The sequence below is a fragment of the Streptomyces sp. 351MFTsu5.1 genome (assembly GCF_000383655.1).
GTDB classification, from domain to species: domain Bacteria; phylum Actinomycetota; class Actinomycetes; order Streptomycetales; family Streptomycetaceae; genus Streptomyces; species Streptomyces griseorubiginosus.
In genome coordinates this window covers 351,763-372,850 of the sequence record NZ_KB911780.1, presented here as the reverse complement: position 1 = coordinate 372,850, position 21,088 = coordinate 351,763, and the positions used below count along the sequence as shown (strand labels likewise).

General features: G+C 71.2%; 16 protein-coding genes. 3 read left to right on the top strand and 13 right to left on the bottom strand.

What is annotated here, in order from left to right; translation table 11 throughout:
• Positions 1-7 precede the first annotated feature (7 nt).
• The 4 genes from H295_RS0116105 to H295_RS0116090 all read right to left on the bottom strand — a co-directional run bounded on the left by H295_RS0116105 (position 8) and on the right by H295_RS0116090 (position 4,960).
• Positions 8-718, bottom strand: coding sequence for an ABC transporter ATP-binding protein (locus H295_RS0116105; protein WP_020136362.1), 711 nt, complete (start codon positions 716-718; stop codon positions 8-10).
• Positions 715-1,533, bottom strand: coding sequence for an ABC transporter ATP-binding protein (locus H295_RS0116100; RefSeq protein ID WP_020136361.1), 819 nt, complete (start codon positions 1,531-1,533; stop codon positions 715-717). The genes H295_RS0116105 and H295_RS0116100 overlap by 4 nt, the downstream gene beginning before the upstream one ends.
• Positions 1,530-3,530 (bottom strand): ABC transporter permease subunit, encoded by a 2,001-nt coding sequence (locus H295_RS0116095; protein ID WP_020136360.1) that lies wholly within the window; start codon positions 3,528-3,530, stop codon positions 1,530-1,532. Before H295_RS0116095 ends, H295_RS0116100 begins: the two co-directional genes overlap by 4 nt.
• Before the next feature lie 116 nt (positions 3,531-3,646).
• A complete protein-coding gene (locus H295_RS0116090; protein ID WP_020136359.1) occupies positions 3,647-4,960 on the bottom strand; it encodes an ABC transporter substrate-binding protein in 1,314 nt (437 codons plus the stop codon).
• A gap of 277 nt (positions 4,961-5,237) precedes the next feature.
• Here H295_RS0116090 and H295_RS0116085 point away from each other — a divergent pair, with 277 nt between their 5' ends.
• Positions 5,238-6,005, top strand: coding sequence for a hypothetical protein (locus tag H295_RS0116085; RefSeq protein WP_106960852.1), 768 nt, complete (start codon positions 5,238-5,240; stop codon positions 6,003-6,005).
• Between the two features lie 18 nt (positions 6,006-6,023).
• Here H295_RS0116085 and H295_RS0116080 read toward each other — a convergent pair whose 3' ends face one another.
• From H295_RS0116080 to H295_RS0116065, 4 genes are all read right to left on the bottom strand, one after another.
• Positions 6,024-8,993, bottom strand: a complete 2,970-nt coding sequence (locus tag H295_RS0116080; RefSeq protein WP_020136357.1) for an aminotransferase — start codon at positions 8,991-8,993, stop codon at positions 6,024-6,026.
• Positions 8,994-9,045: 52 nt separating this feature from the next.
• Positions 9,046-9,486 carry an Lrp/AsnC family transcriptional regulator gene (locus tag H295_RS0116075; RefSeq protein ID WP_020136356.1) on the bottom strand — a complete coding sequence of 147 codons (441 nt, stop codon included), beginning with the start codon at positions 9,484-9,486 and terminating at the stop codon, positions 9,046-9,048.
• 171 nt (positions 9,487-9,657) lie between these two features.
• Positions 9,658-10,494, bottom strand: a complete 837-nt coding sequence (locus tag H295_RS48390; RefSeq protein WP_020136355.1) for a dienelactone hydrolase family protein — start codon at positions 10,492-10,494, stop codon at positions 9,658-9,660.
• Positions 10,495-10,543: 49 nt separating this feature from the next.
• Positions 10,544-11,206 carry a hypothetical protein gene (locus H295_RS0116065; RefSeq protein ID WP_020136354.1) on the bottom strand — a complete coding sequence of 221 codons (663 nt, stop codon included), beginning with the start codon at positions 11,204-11,206 and terminating at the stop codon, positions 10,544-10,546.
• A gap of 309 nt (positions 11,207-11,515) precedes the next feature.
• Between H295_RS0116065 and H295_RS0116060 the strand changes: the two genes are divergently transcribed.
• Positions 11,516-12,217, top strand: a complete 702-nt coding sequence (locus tag H295_RS0116060) for a TetR/AcrR family transcriptional regulator (protein WP_020136353.1) — start codon at positions 11,516-11,518, stop codon at positions 12,215-12,217.
• 31 nt (positions 12,218-12,248) lie between these two features.
• Here the strand turns inward: H295_RS0116060 and H295_RS43280 are convergent, their stop codons facing one another.
• From H295_RS43280 to H295_RS0116035, 5 genes are all read right to left on the bottom strand, one after another.
• A complete protein-coding gene (locus tag H295_RS43280) occupies positions 12,249-13,523 on the bottom strand; it encodes a PucR family transcriptional regulator (protein WP_043217523.1) in 1,275 nt (424 codons plus the stop codon).
• Between the two features lie 128 nt (positions 13,524-13,651).
• Positions 13,652-14,656 (bottom strand): alpha/beta hydrolase, encoded by a 1,005-nt coding sequence (locus tag H295_RS0116050; RefSeq protein WP_028809412.1) that lies wholly within the window; start codon positions 14,654-14,656, stop codon positions 13,652-13,654.
• A gap of 22 nt (positions 14,657-14,678) precedes the next feature.
• On the bottom strand, positions 14,679-15,089 hold the full coding sequence (locus H295_RS0116045) for a hypothetical protein (RefSeq protein ID WP_020136350.1): 411 nt from the start codon (positions 15,087-15,089) through the stop codon (positions 14,679-14,681).
• A complete protein-coding gene (locus tag H295_RS0116040) occupies positions 15,086-16,915 on the bottom strand; it encodes a fatty acyl-AMP ligase (RefSeq protein WP_020136349.1) in 1,830 nt (609 codons plus the stop codon). Before H295_RS0116040 ends, H295_RS0116045 begins: the two co-directional genes overlap by 4 nt.
• Before the next feature lie 270 nt (positions 16,916-17,185).
• Positions 17,186-19,990 (bottom strand): M36 family metallopeptidase, encoded by a 2,805-nt coding sequence (locus H295_RS0116035; RefSeq protein WP_020136348.1) that lies wholly within the window; start codon positions 19,988-19,990, stop codon positions 17,186-17,188.
• Between the two features lie 447 nt (positions 19,991-20,437).
• On the opposite strand from H295_RS0116035, the gene H295_RS0116030 reads away from it, so the two are divergent.
• Entirely contained in the window at positions 20,438-21,028 is a 591-nt protein-coding gene (locus H295_RS0116030; RefSeq protein ID WP_020136347.1) for a TetR/AcrR family transcriptional regulator, read from the top strand.
• Positions 21,029-21,088 lie beyond the last annotated feature (60 nt).

The window sequence follows — 21,088 nt, the reverse complement described above, 5'->3', positions numbered from 1 at the left end:
CGGCGGGTCAGGAACGTTCGCCCAGGTATCCGGCCACGATCCGGGACCGGTCCGCTCTCAGTTCCCGGGCCGTGGCCTGCACGGTGAGTTCGCCGTGGGAGAGGACGCAGCCCCGGTCGGCGACTTCCAGGGCGAGGCCGACGTGTTGCTCGACGAGCAGCACCCCGCAGCCGGAGTCGTCGGCGAAGCGCCGGACGACGGGCAGCAGTTCCTCGACGATGACCGGGGCGAGGCCGAGACTGAGTTCGTCGAGCAGCAGCAGCCGGGGACGTCGGGCCAGGGCCCGTCCCAGAGCGAGCATCTGCTGTTCTCCGCCGGACAGGAGCCCGGCCTTGCGGTCCCGCAGGCGGGTCAGGACCGGGAAGTAGGCGTACGCCGCCGCTTCGTCGAGCTGTTCTCCACGGTGTCTCAGGCGCAGGTGTTCCGCCACGGTCAGTGAGGAGAAGATGCCCCTGCCTTCCGGGACGTGTGCGATGCCCCGTCGTGCGCGGGCCGCCGCCGGTACCTGGTCGAGAGGTGCTCCGGTGTAGGCGATGGTGCCGGCCGAGGGACGCAACAGCCCGGAGACGGCCTTCAACGTGGTCGTCTTTCCGGCGCCGTTGGCGCCCAGCAGGGCGACGACCTCGCCCGCGCCGACAGTGAGGTCGAGGTCGCGGACGACGGGGGCTCCGTCGTAGCCGGCGGTGAGTCCGGCCACGTCGAGGACGGGTGTGCTCATGATGTCTCCGGTGCGGTGCTCGGTACCACGGGCCGAACGGCGGTGCCGTCGGGTACGGGTGCGTCGGCGGGTTGGACGGCGGACGCGCCGAGGTAGGCGGTGATGACGGCGGGGTCGTCGCGGACCTCGCTCGGGGGTCCCGCCGCGATCACCTTGCCGAACTCCAGGACGACCAGGTGGTCGCAGATGCCCATCACCAGGCCCATGTCGTGGTCGATGAGGAGCAGTGCCGTACCGGCGTCGGCGACGGCGCGCAGACGGCGGCCGAGTTCGGCGCTCTCCGTGGTGTCCAGGCCGGCGGCGGGCTCGTCGAGGCAGATGATGCGGGGGCTTGCGGCCAGCGCGCGGGCCACCCCGACGAGTTTGCGCTGCCCCTGGGAGAGTTCGGCCGGGGAGGCGTCGGCGAGATCCCGCAGGCCCACGGTGGTGAGGGCGTCGGCGACGGCGGCGGGCGGGGGTGTGCGGCGGCCGAAGGTCTCGCCGAACACCCTGATCCAGCTGGGGTGTTCCGCCGTCACGCGCAGGTTCTCCGCCACCGTGAGGTCCTCGAAGAGCTCGCTGCTCTGGAAGGTGCGGGCGAGACCTCGGCGGGCCCGGGCGTGCGGGGGCATGCCGGTCAGGTCCTCGCCGTCCAGTTCCACCCGGCCCCGGGAGCTCACCAGGCCGCTGACCGCGTCCACGAAAGTGGTCTTGCCGGCGCCGTTCGGGCCGATCAGTCCCACGAGTTGGCCCTCGGCGACATCCAGGGTGACATCGCTGAGCGCGTGGACGCCGCCGTAACTGACGCCCAGCGAACGGACCTTGAACATGCTCATCGTGCGACCTCCTCGGGGGTGGGCGCCGTCCTGGCCCCGGCGGTGTCCGGCGTGACGGTCCTGGCGACGACGGCCCGGGCGGCTCTTCTGGCTTTTCTGCGGCGGTGGTTGGCGCCCGCGATGCCGTCCGGGTTCGCGATCAGCGTCACGATCAGGGAGACACCGGCGAAGAGCAGCGCCCACGTCCCCTTGATGCCGAAGCACTTGTCCAGGGCGTGCGGAATGAGCGCCTCGGTGGACATCAGGCCGGCGATGACGGCTCCGGAGACCATCGTGATCCCGCCGATGTAGGCGAAGCCGATGAGGCCGAGGGCGGCCAGCGCGGTGAACCGGACCGCGCTGACGGAGCCGAAGTTGTAGCCGTACAGGGTCCCGGCGGCGCTGGCGATGAAGGAGCTGATGGCGAACGCCGCGATCTTCACCCCCCGTACGTCGACGCCCGCCGCCGCGGCCGCGCGCTCGTTGGAGCGGACGGCGAGCATGCGCCGCCCCAGCCCGGTGCGTCTGAGGTTGGGCACGTAGAGGCCGAGGGCAACGGCGACGGACAGGACGAGGAAGCCGAAGAGGGGGCTGGGTTCGTTGCCGTCCAGGCCGCGGAAGCCCGCGCTCGGACCGAGGTTCACCCCGAACAGGCGGGGCGGGGGCACGGTCACTCCGGCGGTGCCGCCGAAGGAGGTGTTGGTGAACAGGGCCTGTTCCATCGCGAGCGCGGCGGCCAGCGTGACGACGGCCAGGCTCACCCCGCGGACCCGCAGGGCGGAGACGCCGGCCGCCACACCGAGCAGGGTGGCCAGCAGGGTCGCGCCGAGGGCGTTGAAGGGGAAGGGGATGTGCAGTCCGCTCGCCAGGTGGGACAGCGCGAAACCGGCGGTCCCGGAGAGCGCGAGCTGCATCACGGAGATCTGTCCAACATAGCCGGTGATGACGACGTAGGAGAGGACGATGATCGCGCCGATCAGCGAGTTGGTCAGCGCCTGGCGGAAGTCGAACGGCAGCACGACCAGGGCGAGGGCGGCGGCGGTCGTGGCGAGGACGGCCGGTCGCAGCAGCCGGTCCGGCAGCGGTACGGCGGGCAGCCGCTGCTCGACGAGTTCACCGCGGCGCGGCAGGCCGGCCCCCTTCACGTAGAGCGCGACGATCATCAGGAGGAAGATCAGCAGCTGCTGGAGTCCCGGCATGGCGTTGCCGTTGTCGGTCGGGAACCAGCTCTGGGTGGACAGGTAGTAGACGACGGACTGAAGGACGCCGATGAGGATGCCGGCGGAGCAGGCGATCCACAGGGAGGTGAAGCCGGCGAAGAGAGCCGCCGCCAGTGCCGGGACCACCTGCAACGGGAGGGTGATGGAGTCGACCTGGACGATGGGTGCGGCCAGGACCCCGAGCAGCCCGGCGATCAGCGCGGACAGCAGGGTGTTGGCGAGGGAGACGCTGTTGGGCGACAGACCGGCCAGCAGGGCCGCCTGTTCGTTCTCCGAGGCGGCGCGGGTGGCGAGCCCGAACCGGGTCCATCGGTAGAGGGCCCCGAGGGCGAGCGCGACGGCGACCACGAGTCCCGTGAGGAGGAAACGGTCCACGGGCGTGGTGGCCCCCAGGACGCTGACGGTGCCGGAGGGCAGGATGCTGGGGGCCTGCTGGGGCTGTGTTCCGAACACCAGCACCACGGTGGCCTGGAGGGTGAGCAGGATGCCGAGCGACGCCGCGAGCTTGGCCAGGGGCGAGACCGCGCGCAGCGGCTTGAACACCGCCGCTTCCGTCAGCACACCGACCGCGAGCGCCGCCACCAGCGCCCCGGCGAGGGCTGCGGCGGTCGGCACCGAGAAGCCGAAGAATCCGGTGGCCAGGGCCCAGAAGACATAGCCGGCGACCATCGCGACGGCGCCGGTCGACAGGTTGATGATGCCGGAACCCCGGTAGGTCGCCACGACACCGAGCGCGATGCCGGCGATCAGTGCCCCCTGGCCCAGGCCGAGCAAGGCGAAGAGCAGGATCTGTTCCATTGCTTACTCCTGGAGCGCCGTGTTCCCGAGGCCGTGACGGAGGCACCGGTCCCGGGAACACGGCTTGGGAAGGTCTGCCGCGGGCCGGGCGACCCGGGCGGACGGGGAGAGGACGGTCACCGGGGCGGGCGGAGCCAGTCGGTCAGCGGCTGGAAGGCGCCCTTGCCCTTGTACTGGTAGAAGCGCGCCTGGTCGTTGCAGACGGCGGGGGCGTCCGGGTACTTGCCGCACTTGACCTCGGCGGCGCCCATGACGACCGGCCCGGTGAACTTCCTCAGTTGTGCGGAGACCGTCGCCGGGCTGATCCTGTCGGCTCGCACGGCGTCGAGCACCTTGGCGTACGTCAGGATCGTGCTCCAGGCCACCGGCGCGAAGACCTGGGACGCCGTGGCCCTGTCCAGGCCCACCTGGCCGGACGCCGTCAGGAACGCCTGGGAGTCGGCGGCCGAGGAGTCGGTCGGCAGGGTCTGGGCGACGCCGTACGTCCAGGTGGGCAGATCACCGCCCAGGCCCTTGGCGACGTCCGGTGACATGCACAGGGGTGTGGACACCACGGGCTTGTCGATGCCGAGCTGCTTGAGGGCCTTGGCGACGCCGACGCAGCCGGAGCCGGTGGTGATGGGCACGACGACATCGGCGGAGTTGGCGCCGGCCGCGGTGACCGGGCCGATGAGGTCCGTGGCCTGCGCGTCGAAGCCGACCGACTTGACGGTGAGACCGGCGGCCTCGAGTCCCTTCACCGCGGCGCTCGATGCGATCTTGTCGCCGGGGGTGTTCGTGTGGATGACGGCCGCCGTCTTCGCCTTGAGGACGTCACGTGCGTACGTGCCCCAGGTGCCGAAGATGTGCGGCAGGTCGCCGAAGGTGCTGTAGGTGTTCTTGGCCGTGGGCAGGGTGGGTCCGGTCGCGACGCCGACCAGCACCGGTTTCCTGCCCGCCACCACGGAGTTGAAGGAGGCGTCGCCCAGGTACAGGTTGCCGAGGGCGATGGCGGAGACGGCCTTGTCGCCGAGCAGTTGCTGGCCGCACTTCTGCCCCTCCTCCTCGGCGGAGACCACCGTGCAGACGTTCAGTGCCAGCGGGTGGCCGCCGATGCCGCCCAGCTTCTCGTTGACGTACCGGACGGCCGCCTTGGCGCCGAGGGTGGCCTCGGGGCTGCCACCGGGGCCGCCCTCGACGTTCACCCAGCCGAGAGTGACCGGGGAGAGGCCGGAGTCGGCCTTGCCCTCCTTGCCTCCTGTGTAGCTCAGGTAGTCGGTCACCCGGGCGGCCGAGGGGCGGGAGTCGGCGGGGACCGACGACCCGGCCGCGGCGGCGCCGGTCGAGGCCGAGCCGGGGCTCTGCGAGCCTCCGCAGGCGGTGAGGCCCAGAACGGGCGCCATGAGGGAGGCGATGAGGCCCAGTCTTCGGACACGCGGATGGGTGGGCATACGAGACCTCCTGGGACGGAGCGAAGGGGAAGGCATGCCGAGGGCATGCGCGACGGGGGAGCTCGAACGGTCGGCCGGGGATCGAAGCGCACGGGGTGACCGGCGCGGAGGGCGGCTCGGAGGCACGGAAGGGCCTGGTCAAGCGGCCATCCGCGGTTTCGTAACTTTCTTACGAACCGGGAATCTAGGTGTAGGCTTACCCCCTGTCAACGCCTTGGTTCACTTTGATTTAACGATCAAACAGCTCGATTTAACGATCAGGCAGGGAGGGGGAGGTGTGACGACGCAGGCCGGAAGGCGCAGACTGCCTCGGCGCTCGCTGGAGGAGACCCGGGCCCTCATGCTGGAGGCGGCGACCAAACTCGTCTGCGCCGGAACCGCCGACACCAGCGAGGCCGCGGTCTCCGCGGCACTGGCCCATGTGCGGGTCAAGCAGGTGACGGAGGAGGCCACGCGCATCATCCGGGACCGGCTGGGCGACACGGCGGCACCGGCGGTCACCACCGGATCGATCTACCAGATCTGGCCGGCGCAGGCCGACTTCCAGGCCGAGCTGCTGTTCCACCTCACCTCCCGGCAGGCGGAACTGGTACCGGATCTGCCCGACAGCATCCGGCGCTTCCAGGAAGCCGTCGAGCAGGGCATCACCTGGCAGGAAGCCCTCAACGACGTCCTGACCGACAACCACCGCAACCACCGGGTGGACCCGATCTACCGGGTGATGCTCGGTTTCTACGCCAGCGCCGCGAACCCCCGTGTGCGGGAGGCCCTCGGACACTACGGCGCATCGTTCACGAAGGTGGCCTGCGAGGCGTACCAGGCCCTGCTCGACACATACGGGCTGCGCATGCGGGCGCCCTACCAGGTCGACCAACTCGCCACCAGCATCGCGTCCTTGCTGGACGGCTTCCACATGCGGTGGATCGCCGGCTACGTGGACATGACGGACCCGCACGGCGACGCGAACTGGACCCTTGCCACCAGGACGTGCGTCATGCTGTTCGACCAGTTCACCGAACCGGCACCGGCGGACGGCACGTCCTGACGAACCCGCTGTGCGGTGTCAGCGGGCGTGGCCGAGCTGGGTGAGGGCCAGGTCGAGCATGTCGGCGAAGAAGTCGGCCGCGGTGGTGTCGAGGCACAACGGGGGCTTGATCTTGAGGATGTTGAGGTGGTCCCCGGTCGGCTGGACGATCACGCCGAGGTCGAGCATGCGGTCGCAGAGTTCGGCGGTCTCCTCCGTGGCGGGTTCCAGATCGGCGCGGTCCCGGACGAGTTCGAGACCGAGGTAGAGGCCCGAGCCGTGCACGGCGCCGATGATGTCGTAGCGGTCGGCCAGTGCCTCCAGCCGGCTCTTCAGATGGCCGCCGACACGCCTCGCGTTGCCCTGGAGGTCCTCGTCGCGCAGGGTGTCCAGGACGGTGAGGCCCACGACGCTGGAGACGGGGCTGCCGCCGGTGGAGGAGAAGAAGTAGCCCTGGTCGCGGTACCGGTCCGCGACCGCCTTGGACGTGATGACGGCACCGAGAGGGTGTCCGTTGCCCATGGCCTTGGCGACACAGACGATGTCGGGCACGACCTGCTGCTGCTCGAAACCCCAGAACCAGTGTCCCAGGCGACCGTATCCGACCTGGACCTCGTCGGCGACGGCCAGGCCGCCGTGCCGCCGTACCGCCGCGTACACCTGGGCGAGATAGCCGTCGGGCAGGGCGACTCCTCCGGCGTTGCCGTAGAAGGTCTCCCCGATGAACGCTCCCGCAGGGCGGCCGGCGGCGGCCAGTTCGTCGATCACCGCGACGGCCTCGGGTGCGTAGCGCACGGCGTCCGGCCCGCGCCGGCGGCCGCGGTAGGAGTTGGGCGAGTCCACGGTGTGCACCCAACTCGGGCGGGTGGCCAGGGCGTTCGGGTTGTCCTGGAGCGAGGTGGAGACCGCGTCGGAGGCGTACGTCCAGCCGTGGTAGGCCTCGCGCAGCGCGACGACGTCGTGCAGGCCGGAGGCCCCGATGGCCAGGCGAAGGCCCAGATCCACCGCTTCCGAACCGGAGTTGACGAGGAACACCGTGTCCAGCGGGCCGGGCAGGAGGGCGGCGAGGCGCTCGGTGAACTCCACCACGGAGGCGTAGTGGAAGCGCGAGTTGGTGTTGAGCCGCCGCAACTGCCGGGAGACCGCCTGCTCGACACGGGGGTGGGCGTGGCCCAACGGCGTGACGTTGTTGACGATGTCGAGGTACGACCGGCCGTCGGTGGACAGCAGATGGTGGCGCCAACCCCGTTCGATACGCGGAGGGTCGGCGTAGTAGTGCCCCTGCACGGTGGCGAACGCGGCGGCGCGCCGGTCGAGCAGGTCCCCCTCGCGCGTACGGCCGGACTCGGCCGGGAGGCCGAGCAGCGGGGCGGGGTCGGCGGTGAGCGCGAGCCAGCCGGCGGCGTACTCGGGACGCACCAGGCGCGGGGCGGCGGGCCCGTCGGCGTCGCGCAGCGCGACGTGGACCGCGGCGCCGGAGGAGAGGCGGGTGATGTCCTCGCCCGCCCGCACCGTCGCACCGGTGGTGACCACGGGCCGGACCGTGCGGGGGAAGGACAGCGACAACACCTGTGCGCCGTAGGCGAGTTCCACGTGGCCTGGCGCCGCGGCGAGGACCTTCCCGGCGGCGGGTGCCTGCACCACGACGTCCCGGCCGAGCCAGAGGTCGGTTCCGGTGGGCACGGTGGCGGTGGACACCGCCGACAGCACGGGGGTCCGGGTGAGTCGTGCCCGGGCGTACCGGGTGGCGACGGCGGCCGCTCCGTCCGCGAGCGCGGAGGCCACCAGCCGGGCCTCGGTGCCGGCGTCCGTCCAGGCGCCGTGGTCCATGGAATCGGCGTCGGTGGACAGGTCGAGGAGGGTGATGTCGTCGGCGGCGAGGTCCCGCAGGAGCGGACGCACCGGCGTATCGGCGCGCGCGGTCCGGGCAGCCACGGCGGCCGTGCCGGTCGCGTCCCGGACGAGGCGGACCATCACCGGCAGGGGCAGCGAGGTGGCCTGTTCGAAGATGCGCCATTCATGGTCGAGCGCGGCGCTGGCGTAGACGTTGTCCCCGTCGACGGCGGCCTGGTGCCGCCCGCTGGCCACCAGGACGGCGGCGCGCAGCACCACGAGCGGCCACACCGCCTCGGCTTCCTCGGGAGAGAGCGGGCGAACGGCGTGGAAGGCCCGGACGGCAGGCAGCACGTGGTGAGGCTCGACACCGTCGTGGTGGAGCATCGAGGACAGTGACACGGCGAGTTCGCCGACCGCCCAGCTCGTGGTCACGTCACCGAAGTCGATGACCCCGTCCGGCATCGGCGGACGGCTGCCGGGAGAGCGGACCAGGTTGTCGTCGGTGAGGTCCAGGTGCACGGCCTGCGAGGGCAGCGCGTCGGCGAGCTCGTGGACATGCGCCCAGGCCTCGGCGGTCGCGGCCTGGACGGCGGTGCGCCGGTCGGCTTCGCCGATGTGCCCGGCGAGCTTGGCGACGACGCGATCGGCGTGCCGCGGGTCCCACTGGAGCACACGGTCGAGGCCCGGGTGCCGGAAGTCGCGCAGGGCGGTGCTGACCTTGCCGACGAGTGTGCCCATGCCCGCCACGGTGCCGGGTGACAGGTGCCGTGGTCCCGAGAGCGTGCCGCCGGGCAGGTGGCGCAGCAGGCGCGCGACGGCCGGACCGTTCCCGGTGTCCACCGTCGTGCGCCGCGGGGAGCCGTCGGGGCGGCGCAGGACCGTGGCGATGCGCAGTTCCGGGCGGGCCGAGGCGATCAGGTCGGCTGCCGCGTCCTGGGCTTCGATCTCCACTGCGCCGAAGGCGGGGTTGGCGATCTTCAGAACGGCCGCGGGCGTCCCGTCCTCGGTGAGCAGCAGGAAGTTGGCGTCCTGCTGGCTGCCCAGCGACTGCGCGCGAGCCGTGATGCCGAGGTGTTCGGCAGCGATGCGCTCGGCCTCGGCCTGCGCCACGCGGGGTACGGGAAGGGCGTCCTCGGTGAAGAAGTCGATCGTGCGGTGCTCGTCGGGCAGCATGCGGGGTTCCTCGGGCTGGGCTGGGCGGACAGGGATCGCACTCTCGGCTGCCTCAGTCGACGTGCCACAGGAAGCGGTGGGTGTGGATCGCGAAGTAGGGGAAGGTCTCCACGGACGCGACACCCTCGACGGGCCGCACGACGTCGTTGACGAAGTCCAGGAGATCCTGAGGCTGCGGGCACACGACCTCCGCGAACAGGTCGAAGCCGCCGGCCGTCAGGACCGTGTACACCACTTCGTCGTGCCGGGACAGTTCGTCGGCGACCGCCCGGGGATCGCCGTCGATGCGCAGGCCCAGGAGTGCCATCGTCTGCCGGCCCATGGTCATCGGGTCGGTCACTCCGACGACCTGGACCGCCTTGGCGTCGATCAACCGCTGCAGCCGCAGCCGCGCGGCCGAGGGCGACAACCCCACCTTCGGCCCCAGATCGGCGTACGGGATCCGCCCGTCGACCTGCAGCTCCCGCAGGATCGCCCGGTCGATGTCGTCCATGCAGCACCTCCCGCTCCTGCACGAACGGCAGGAGTCACGCGTGTTTCCAGCACAATGACCGATTCACGCGCTCGATTCAAGTGTCGAGACGACAGAATCGAGCGAAGCGCGAAACAGCAGGCGCGGACCGTCCCACCAGGACGGTCCGCGCCTGCCGCGCTCTTGACGGGGTCAGAGAGGGCAAGTGCCCTCGAAGGCGACGGTGCTGGGGTCGTTCGGGATCGGGCAGAGGAACTGGTCGTAGCGGGTGTCGTCGTCCACGAAGCGTTTGAGCCAGGCGATGCTGTACTTCGCGATCGTGGTGTGGGGGCTGGCGAAGGTGAAGTGATCGGCGCCCTTGAGCTCGACGAACGCCTTGTCGCGGGCGCTGGTCAGCGCGTCGTAGGCGGGCCGGGTGAAGGTGGAGACGGGGGCGACGGTGTCGCCGTCGGCCCCGAAGATCATGGTGGGCACGACGATCTGGTCGCCGACGTTGGTGATGTCCCAGGGCGCCAGAGGGATCGCCGCCTTGAGCCCCGGGTTGGCCGCCGCGCTCTGCAGGGTGCCGCCGCCGCCCATGGACCACCCCATCAGGGCCAGCCTGTTGGGGTCGATCCTGCTCTTGACCGGGCTCTTCGTGGTCAGGTAGTTGAGCGCGGCGAGTTGCTGTCTGCTGCGGTCGGACGGGAAGTCCCACAACGCGTTGCTGTCCAGGGTCATCACCACGAAGCCCTGAGAGGCCAGCCGCGGCCCGTACCAGGCGATCTGGGCCTGCACGGCGACGAAGCCCGGCATGACGACGACGGCGCCGAAGGTGCCCTGGCTCGTGTCGGTCGGGTAGTAGATGGTGCCGTCGTTGAAACCGGGGCCGCTTCCGGCCGGCACGGTGACGGAGGAGACGGCGAACGGACCGGTGACGGCGGTGACGCTCGCCTCGGTGGGGGCCGGGCCACGCTCGAAGGGGTTGCCGGAGGCCGCGTGGACAGGGGTGGCGAGCACGATCGAGATCACGACCGCAAGGAACGCCATGAGCGCTCGGGGGCGGAGCAGTTTCACGGGAGTCCTCTCGGACGTGCTGTCAGTTGGTGAAGACGGCCGGGGCACCGGCGACACTGCTGTCGACCACGGGGGCGTAACTGGCCGTGAAGTAGCCGTTGCCCGCGCACAGCAGCGAGCCGGAGATCTTCTTGAAGACCTGGTTGGTGAAGGTCAGGCTGTTGTCACCGTTGGAGCTCGTCGCGGAGAGGCCGGGTGCCTGGTAGACGCAGGTGGCGGAGCCCAGCAGGGTGGAGAGCACCACCGTGGTCTGGATGCTGCCACCGGAGGCCGGGGCCACCGTGACCGTGCCGTCGGAGGTGGCGGAGGTGGTGTAGGGCAGGGCGTTGACGGTGATGCTGCGCACCCCGGTGACGCCGAAGATGTTGCTGGTGCAGCCGCTGAAGGTCTGGGAGGTCGCGGACTCGGTGGCGGTGCCCGGGGCGGCGGGGTTCGACGTCACCGTGGCGGAGAGCGTCGAGCCGGTGCAGGAGATGCGGGAGGTGCCGTCGCCTGCGGTGGCGAGGGTGGCTGTGGTGCCGCTCGCCAGCGAGGAGGTGAGTACGTCGCCGACGGAGACCGCGTTTCCGGCGGCGCTGCCGTAGGTGAGCACGGCACTGTCCGCCGAGGCGGCGGCGGCCGGGAGCAGGACGAGGGCCGTCAGGGCGGCCGTGGTGGCGAGAGCGGGGACTGCGAACCTGGGCATGCGGGGGTCCTCTGCTGTGAGTGCAGGTGGCGAAGGCGGGTTCGCCGGCCCCGACTCGGGGTGAACGCGGTGACCCGGGCAAGGCGGTTCCCGGACTGCGGGAACGACTGGTCCGATGTGCGTCCCTGGCCCGGGGCCAGGGGGAAGTGCGGCACTTGCTGGCCGTCTTGCGCGTACGTGACACTGTCGGCTCCAGCGGCTCTACGGCCGCGGGTCCGCGCAAGTTGAAAACCTCTCAGAGTTGTAAACCTGACGGGTTTTCAAGTCAATAGAGACTGCACATGAGTTCGCGACGGAAGAGGACGAGCCATGGCCGCAGGGACGTCGACGCGTCAGCCGGTGCTGCCCGGGACCCGTGCCGGGCGCGACCCCGAGCGCTCACTGCGGCGTGGCCCACGCCGCACCTCACCCGAGGCGGTCACCGCGAACCAGCGCGACAGACTGCTCGACGGCTTCGTGCGCACCGTCGCCGAGGTCGGTTACGCCGGTACGCGCATCAGCGACATCTGCCGGGCCGCGGGCGTGACCCGACCGGTCTTCTACGAGATCTTCGACGGCAAGGAGGACGCCTTCCTCGCCGCTCACCGGTACGGCACCTCCTTGGTCTTCGACGCCATGGAGCAGGCCCACGCAGGGGCCTCCGACTGGCCGGGCCGGGTGCGGGCCGGGCTCGGCGCGCTGCTCGGCATCCTGGCCGAGGCTCCCGCGTTCGCGACGATGGCCATCGTGGAGATCGACGCGGTCGGGCCCGCGGGGCGAGACGCGCGCGAGGCTCTGCTGGCCCGGTTCCGGGACTTCTTCACGGACCTGCCCGATGTCGAACTCCCCTTCCCTGTCGATGAGTTGATCGACACGGTGGTCGGCGGGGTGTACTCCGCGATCTACCGGCGGATCGCCGCCGGCCGGACCGCCGACCTGCCGCACCTGCTTCCGGGTCTGACGTTTTCCGTTCTGGCTCCCTTCCTCGGCCCGGAAGTCGCCGCGGCCGGCGGACAGCCGCCGAGGCGGTGAGCTCCTCTTCGCAGGAGGACGCGGGTGACGCTCAGGTACCGGTCGAGCGCAGGAGGGGCGCCGACGGCCGGACATGTTCCGGTGCCGGCCGGGAGTGCCCCGGGTCAGGGTCCGACCGGCCCCGTTCGCGGGACGGGCCGAAGGCCAGGTTCGCCCTCAGGGCCATCTCCAACTCGAAACGGGCCTCCGCGTCCCGCAGCGCCTCGCCGAACACCTTCTCCAGCTGCCTCATCCGGTACCGCACCGTCTGCGGGTGGACATGCAGCCGCAGGGCGGTCACTCCCACGCTGCTCTCGCTCTGCAACCACGCCAGCAGCGTCTCCGCCAGCCGGTCACGTTGCGGTGCGGGGACCCCGGCCAGCGGTGCCAGAGCCCGGACCGACAGTGCCCGGAGCAGCGGCTCGTCCGCGTAGAGAACCAGCGTCGAGAGGTGGTCGGCGCACCGGAGCACGCCGTCACCGGGCAGGACTCCACGGCGCATCAGCGCCAGCGCCCGTGCCGCCAAGCGCAGTGAGTCGGCGATCTGGGACAGCGGGACGGTCGGCCCGACCGCGGTGGGCCGACCGCGCAGCACGGGTGCGAGGGCGTGGCCCCGTGGCACGCCAGGCCGGTCCGGGTCCGGGATGACCAGGCGTGCAGGGCATGCGCTCAGGTCGGCCAGCACTCCCGCGGGCAGCAGCCGTTCGCCGTCCTCCTGCTCCGGTGCGTCCACAGCCATGACCGCGACCCGCCTCGGCACGGCCCAGCGCGCGGTGCGGGCCAGTTCCTCGACCGCTTCGGGGGAGGCCGGCGGATCGGCGAACAGCAGGTCCGTCAGGCGTTTGCGGCGGCGCTGCAACTCGCCGGTGCTGTGCAGCAGGGCCTCGCCGTGGCCCTCGGTGGCCGCCTGCATGATCTCGTGCATGTGGGTGAAGCCCGCCTCCGCCAGCGCGGCCACCTCGCCGGAGTCCAGCCCGAGTTCGTCGGCGGCCCTCGCCAGGCGCCGCCAGGCGGCCCTCCCGCCGAGCCGGAGCGCGGCCTGCAGCACTTCCAGGCCACGCCCTTCACCGGCCTCGCCCCGCCCGATCTCCTGGTACGTGCGAGCGACACGCTCCTGGTCCAGGTCGATGTCGGCGATGCGGTCCACGAAAAGCGTCAGGGCCCGTCTGACTCCGGCTCTGATGGTGCGCACATACGCGTCGTCGGCGGGCCGCGCGTATTCGGGTACCTGAAGCAGTACCTCGTGCTCGATCTCCTCGATGATCTCGTCGAGATGCGGACGCAGAAAGTCCGCCAATCGCTGGGGGACGACGGCGAAAGGATTCATCCTGGCTGCTCCTACCGCTCGGTCAAGGCGGCACAACCGAAGACGATATCCCCCGCGGGACTCCGCCGAACTGTTCCTCAACTGACAAGAGCCACAAGGAAGTTGTCCGTTGATGACAAAAACACGGGTCAGGCGGGCACCCCCAGCGCCGCCGCGAGCACCGGCCAGGAGGTCACGAACTCCCGCTTCCAGTCGCTCCATTGGTGGCCGCCGCCCCGATAGAGATGCTGGGTGACCGGGACACCCAGGCGGCCGAGCTCGGCGACGAAGCTCTGGGTGGAGGGCGCGACGAGGCTCTCCAGGGCTCCGGGCAGCACGGCGTCGACACCGCCGCTGATGAGCAGCGCGATCGCGACGATGAACGCGACAGGGGTGCTGAGGCTGCCGCTTCCCACGGACACGTAGAGCGCGGTGCCCCGCAGGGCGTTGGCTCGGGCCATGGGGTTGTAGTCCTGCCACGTGGCCGAGTCACTGGTCGGATCGCCCCACAGCGACAGAGGGTTGAGGTTCTCCCGTGCCACGATCGCCTCGATGATCGTCGGCATCCTCGTCGCCGTGGTGTCGGGAATGCCGCTGTACGACGCGGCGGCCACGAACATTCCCGGATGGCGGGCGGCATGCGCCATGGCCCCGTACCCTCCCGTCGACACACCGGCGACGGCCCGGACGCCGGAGGCCCGGTAGCCGGCACTCAGCACCGCCGGAACCTCCTGGAGCTGGAAGGTCTCGTAGTCGAGGCCGGTCCGCCACCGCGTGGGGATGGCGGTGGGGCCTCCGTCCGGCATGGCGACGATCAGGTCCCGGTTCGCCGTGAACGCCTCGATGTCGGTCTCCCTGGTCCACGAGGTGTAGTCGTCGTGCGCGCCGTGCAGGAGGTAGAGCACCGGCCAGGTCCGGCCGGGCCGGTCGGCGTAGGAGGTCGGCAGGATGATCCGCACGGGCGCGGTGCGGCCCAGCGCGGCGGAGGGAACGCCGAGGTCGTAGGTGCGGGGGCCCAGTCGGCTGACGGTGACGTCGGCGGCCGAAGCCACCCGGGCCCCGGCCAGCACCCCGGCGACTCCTAGTGCGGCGGCCTTGGCGACGGTACGGCGGGACGGGCCGCGGCGATGAGCGGACGGGCGGCGGTCGGACATGGCTGGCGGCTCCTTGCGGGGGTCAAGAGGAGACGAGGACGGATGCTGCGGCACCGACCGGTTCCTGGCCGAGGGCGCGGTTCCAGTGAGCGGCGACGGTCTGTGCATGCGGCGGGTCGAGCGGCGACAGGTGGTGCCCCGCGATGCGCACGACGTGCAGGTCCGGGCACCGGAGGGTCACCCGGCCGTCGATGCCGCGCTCGGCCGCGTGCACCGGAGCGAGCTTCTCCACGGCCGCAGCGAACGCCGGTTCGCAGGCGAGCAGTCGGGCCCCTGTGCTCCGGGGACGGCGACCGCGTCGTGCGAGGGCGGCACCGGGCTCCGCCGACGGCCGGTCCCCGGTGACGTCCTCCTCGGGCAGCCCCGCCCGGTGAGCGGTCCGTTCGACGGCCGACCGGCGCAGATCGCTCGGTCCGTACGCGCTCGCGCTCATGACGTGCCCCGTCCGGGATGCTCGTAGGCACCGTCGAGATAGCGGGCGCGGGTCAGGGTGCGGGAAATCTTGCCGCTGGACGTGCGCGGCACGCTGCCGGGCGGGACGAGCAGCACCTCTGCCAGCCGCAGGCCGTGCCGGGCGGAGACGGCCGCGCGCACGGCGGCAGCGACCTCCTGGGGATCGCGGGCCGGGGCAGGCAGGCCACGGACGTGTTCGGCGACGATCACCGCGGACTCCGCGGCGATCCCGGCACGGGCCTTGGCGTCGACGGCGGGATCCCGGCCGGCGGGGAGTTGTCCGGCCGGGACGGCGAAGGCCGCGAGACGGTCGGGGCGTATCGCCCGGTGGGCCGCTTGCGCGGTGCCCTCGACGTCCTGCGGATAGTGGTTGCGCCCGTCCACGATGATCAGGTCCTTGAGACGGCCGGTGACCAGGAGCTGTCCGTCGAGCACCGTGCCGAGATCACCTGTCCGCAGCCAGTGGCCGGGTTCGTGCGCCAAGCGGGCCTGGAAGGTCTCACGGGTCCGCGGGCCGCGATCCCGGTAGCCGCGCCCGATGTTGGGTCCCTGGACCCAGATCTCGCCCACCTCCCCCGGCTGCAGGACGGCGGTGGTGACGGGGTCGACGACACGAATCGTCTGCCCGACGGGTTCGCCGCAGGAGGCGAGCAGGACCGCGGCCGGATCACCCGGGGGGACGGGTACGGCTCTGCCGGCCGCCAGGGCGTCGCGGTCCAGGGAGTACCGGCGCAACGGCTGTCCGGGCCGGTGGGCACTGACGAAGACGGTGGCCTCGGCCAGCCCGTAGGACGGACAGTGCACCTGTGCCGACAGCCCTTGGCCGGCGAAGGCCGCGTGGAAGCGGTCGGCGGTTTCGGGCCGCACGGGTTCGCTGCCGTTGACGAGCACGGCGACCCGGTCCAGACGGAGGCCGGCCTTGTCCTCGTCGGAGACGACGGTCGCGCAGTAGTCGTAGGCGAAGTTCGGTGCGGCGCTGAGAGCGTGCGGGAACTCGGACAGCAGGCGCAGCCAGCGTGCGGGCCGCCGCAGAAAGGCCAGCGGGTCCATGACGACGGACCGCAGTCCGCGCACGACGGGGGCGGCGACGCTGAGCACCAGCCCCATGTCGTGATAGAGCGGCAGCCAGCCGACCATGGTGGGTGGCTGCTCGTCGGCGCCGTACGCGGTGAGCGCCTGGCGGGCGTTGGCGACGACGTTCGCGTGCGAGATCTCCACGGCGGTCGGGTTTCGGGTGGAGCCGGAGCTGTACTGCAGGTAGGCGGTGGCCTGCCCGTCCGGACCGGGGACCCGTGGGCCGTCCGCCCGGTCGTCGGGGACGAGGTCGGTGACGATCAGCTTGGGTCGCAGACCGTGTGCGGCGAGGAAGGCGCTCACGGTGTCGGCACCGGCGCTGGTGGTGAGCACCGCGGCGGGCCGGGAGTCGGCGAGGATCCCGGCCAGGCGGTCGGCGTGCCCCGGCAGGTCGGGGGTGAACAGGGGGACGGCGACAGCCCCGGAGGTGAGCGCGGCCAGAAAGCCGACGACGTATTCGAGGCCTTGGCCGCAGAGCAGGGCGACGCGTTCGCCGGGAGCCACGGTCTCCGTCAGCAGGGGGGCGACCGCGCGCGTGCGTACGTCGGCGCGGTGCCAGGTGAGCGTGCGGTGCCTGGCCCGGAGGCCGGGCACCGGGTACGCGGCGAAGGTGAACGCGGGACGGCCAGGGGTGTGGCGGGCCCAGTGGGCAAGGTGGGCGGAGAGGCTGCTCGGGTCGTCCGGCGCTGTGCCCGGTGCGTCGGAGCTGTGCGGCACGGCGTGCGCGGGCATGGGACTGCTCCTCACGTCACTGGTCGTCTCGCGGACCCGGGACCGGTCTTTGCGATCGCGGTCCCGGCCACCTCCTTCGGCGGTTGTGAGCATGGCAGTCACGCAAGCGGCGGTCCTCTTTTCCGCACCTGATGTGAGGTTGGTGAGCGATCCGCGGCGCGCGTTCATCGACGGACTACAAGCCCGGGTTCGGGGTGTCGGGCAGTGCATGGGGGGTGGGGTCGGCGTGTTGCGCCGCCGCAGCAGCCCTTGCAGCTCTTGCAGCCCTTGTCATACGGCTCCGCCGTAGACCGCCAGTTCGGAGCTGCTGATCAAGTAGCAGCCGAGGTCCAGCGAGCCGGGGGGACAGGGCCCGGCGTCCTGGTCCTGCGTGGTGAGCATCGTGTACCGGATGTACCCGACACCGTCGCCCGTGCCCTCGGCCGGCACCACCTGCGTGGGCGTCGTCGTGCCCGGAGGGAAGGCGCCCGTCGCGGCAGTGGTCCACGTCGTGCCGTCCGGGGAGGTCTCCACCTGGTAGTGGCCGATCCCGACGCCGGGAATCGGGAAGCAGCTCGGCGTCGGGTCGATCACCAGTTGTGCGATGTCGACCTTCGCCGCCAGCTTCAGCACGACGGTCCGCCCTTCGGGAGCGACCGTCGTGACCCAGCCCGAGTCCCGTGACTGGTCGATCAGCTTGTTCGGGCCGCAGCGCGGGCTGAAGTCGGGTCCGGTGAAGCCGACCACCGAGCCGCCGCCGGCCGCCGCCGCCCAGTTCCGGTGCACCGTCCAGTCCTGGCGCAGCGTGTGCGACGGTATGGACAGCGTGGTCTGCTCGGGGTCGTATCCGCCTCCGCGGGCCATCACCTTCGCGTACGTGCCGGGCAGGATCCCGGAGATCGTGTAGGTGCCGTTCGCTGCCGTGGTGGCGACCAGGCCGCCCGCGAAGCCGGAGGCGTGACCGCCGAAGGCGATCGTGACGCCACCGGTCGGCGCGCCGGTGTTCCGGTCCGTGACCGTGCCGGTGAGCGTGCCACGCGGCGTGTTCGCCGCCGGCGGCATCGAGAAGTCCTCGACCGGCTCGGTGTCGTCGCTGTCGGTCGCCGCGGCGAAGTAGCCCATGCCTCGGTGGGCGAAGACCCGCCAGATCGTCTTCTGCAGCTTCCCGCCGTTGACCACGAGGTCGGCCTGGAGGATCGAGTTGCGTTCGTCCAGGAAGGACGGGTTGGCCGGGGACAGTTCCATGGCCCGGGTGATCAGCGACTCGGCCTGCGTGCTGCCGACGGCCCTGCGCAGGTCCCACAGGGTCTGTGCCCAGATCTCGCCGTCGTCGTGCGGCTCGGGGTAGCCGCTGATGCGGCCGTAGTCGCCGTAGGTGAAGCCGCCGGAGCCGACCGCCGGGCTGCCGGGGCAGACCTCGGCCGGTGCACCGACGGTGCAGTCGAGCGGCTCCGTGCGGATCGTGCCGCCGCTGGTCACGTACTTGCCGACGCGCACGTCACCGATGGCCGCCGTGTCCTTCTCCAGGCCCTTGTCGACCAGGAAGTCCTCGGCGTACCAGTCGCTCCACCCCTCGCCCATGGCGCCGGCCTGCGCGCCGTCCAGCGTGGAGTGGCCGCCCGTGTCGACCACGAGCCGGTTCGACAGGCCGTGCGTGTACTCGTGGTAGACCACGTCCGACTCGTCGCCGGAGTTGGCCGCGGGGACCACCGAGGACGGCTTGAAGAGGTACATCTGCATGCGCGGCGGGGTGCCGTCCGGAGGCGTGCTCATGTTCGCGTTGTTGACGTGATTGCCGTCGGGCAGGCCGCCGGCCGTGTCCGCGCCGTCGTCCGACTCGCCCCGCACGGCGTCCCCGTCGGCCGCCTCGAAGTTGCCGGCGGCACGGGTGAAGCCGATCGGCCGGGCCAGCAGGTGGTCGTGGAAGGTGCCCAGGAAGGTGAACATCTGCACGGCGTTCTGCGCCCGGTTGACTCGCCACGAGTGGGCGGTCTGCGGGTCCCACGAGCATTTCAGGGCTGCCGAACAGGTTCCGCCGACGGTGTCGGTGAAGTCGGTGAACGGGTAGTCGAAGCTGCCCTTCGCGGCCGGGGACACCTCCTCCTCCGGGTCGGCGACACCGTTGTCGTCGACGTCGGAGTAGACGTGCGCGTTGGAGCCGTCCAGACGCGGCGAGCCGTCCGGCAGCCAGGCGCCCAGATCTGCGCGCCGCTGCGTGCCGCCGACGGCCGCGCCCGGGTAGTTGGCGAACGCCCGGCCGGTGTCGGCCTCCACGATGTTGTGCCGGTAGAGGACCCGCCCGTCGGCCGCGTCGATGACGTGCACGAAACCGTCGTCGAGCAGGAGCGTCTGCCAGGCGAGCCGCGGCCCGTCCGCGGTCTGGAACCACACCTGCTGGACGCTGCCGCCGTCGCTGAACCCGGTTGTCTTCTGCGGCCCGAACGCGGCCTTGGTGACCCTCGCCGAGGTGCCGCCGACGTCCTTGACGGCGATGGCGCGCGCGGCGACGGCGGTGAGTTTCGCGCTGCCCACGGCTTCCGGAAGGTGTTTGACGGGTGCGCCGTCCACCTGGATCAGTCGGCCGTCCTTGGCCACGTGGGCCTTGAGGCCGTTGCCGAAGACGGGGACGCCACCGACGGCCTGCACGAAGCTGAGGTGGTGGGTGCCCTCGATGTCTACGTAGTCCCGACGCAGCGTGAGACCGGCGACGGCCTTCGCGTCCAGGCCGAAGACGTCGGTGTGCGCACGGACGTAGCCCAGCGCGATGTCGGCCAGCTTCTGCCTGCCGGCGGCGGTCAGGAACCCGTCGGTCCTGGCGACCCGGCGCGGGGTGCCGGTGGCGTTGTCGATGTCGACGATGCCCTGTACGCCGAGCCGGTCACGCAGCTTCTGGACGACGACCGGCGGCGGCCCGGAGTTCGGGGACCGGCCGAAGGCAGCGGGCAGGCCGCCTCCGCTGCCCAGAGCGTCGCGACTGTCGTAGTCGGCGTGTGGTAACTGCTGCCGGCGGCCGGTGGCGTCGGCGGGGTTCGGTGCGGCTTGCGCGGTGACCGACAACAGGCTGCCCAGCAACGCGATGCCGGTGGCAGCGGCCACCCTCGCCCGCCGTCTCGCCGACGGTCCTGATACCTGGCTCAACTGTGCCCCTCTCCGTCGGGCTCGGTTCAGCCCAGAGCTGGAGAGGAAGCCTCTGTCGACCGCGCCCACTTGTGTGGCCCCGTTGAGCGCTTATGGTCGCGGCGACCGAAGGCTTTAAATAGTCATGTACATGCAAATCACGCCCACCCGGTACCCGGTTTCGTACAACCACTCAATTACCTGCGCGCCCGGGCGAGTTGACACGGCGACACGCCGCCGAGGCCCTCCGGGGCCAGGAGCACTGCGGAGGCGACTCCCCGGCTGACGACGAGGCGCCGCACCGACGCCCCTTCGCGGCAGGCTTGATAAACGCTTATCGAAAACGTACTGTCGAAAACACGTTTTCGATCCCTGCTGTCCGGACGGACGGCCATGGACCGGCAACTTGGACGACGGGAATCACTGATGAGCAAGCAGGCACCGGCATCCAACCGGCGCAAGCGGCTGACGGAGGAGCGCGAGCGGGAGATCCTCGACGTCACCTTCGACCTGGTCGCGGAGGTCGGCTACGAGCAGGCGACCGTGGACGAGGTGGCCAGACGGACGAGAGCGAGCACGGCCACGCTGTACCGGCAATGGGAGAACAAGCCCAGGCTCGTGATCACGGCGATGATGGCGCGCAAGTATCCGCCCCTGCCGCACATCGACGCCGGCAGCCTCCGCGACGACCTGGTGGCGCTGGCCCGCATGATGCCCGAGCCGCACCCCCAGGGTGCCCCGACCCTGGGAATCTGGCAGGCGGTCGTGTCCGACCCCACCCTCGCCCAGGCCCTGAGGGATGTCCTGTTCGCCCCCTACCTCGACGCGCTGCGCACGATCCTGGCGCGGCACGTCGAGCGCGGCACGATCCGTCCCGACAATCCGGCCCTGGCGCACTCCGAGATGTTCCTGATGGGCAGCGTCTTCGTGGAGAAGCTCTTCACCGGCACCGAGGCGGACGCCGACCAGCTCATCGCGGTCATGGACGCCCTGCTGCTGCCCGCGCTGACCAGCTAGCCGCAGATGACCCGTTCCTCATCCGGCCGGTGTCCCCTCGACCGGCCGCCAGGAGGACGA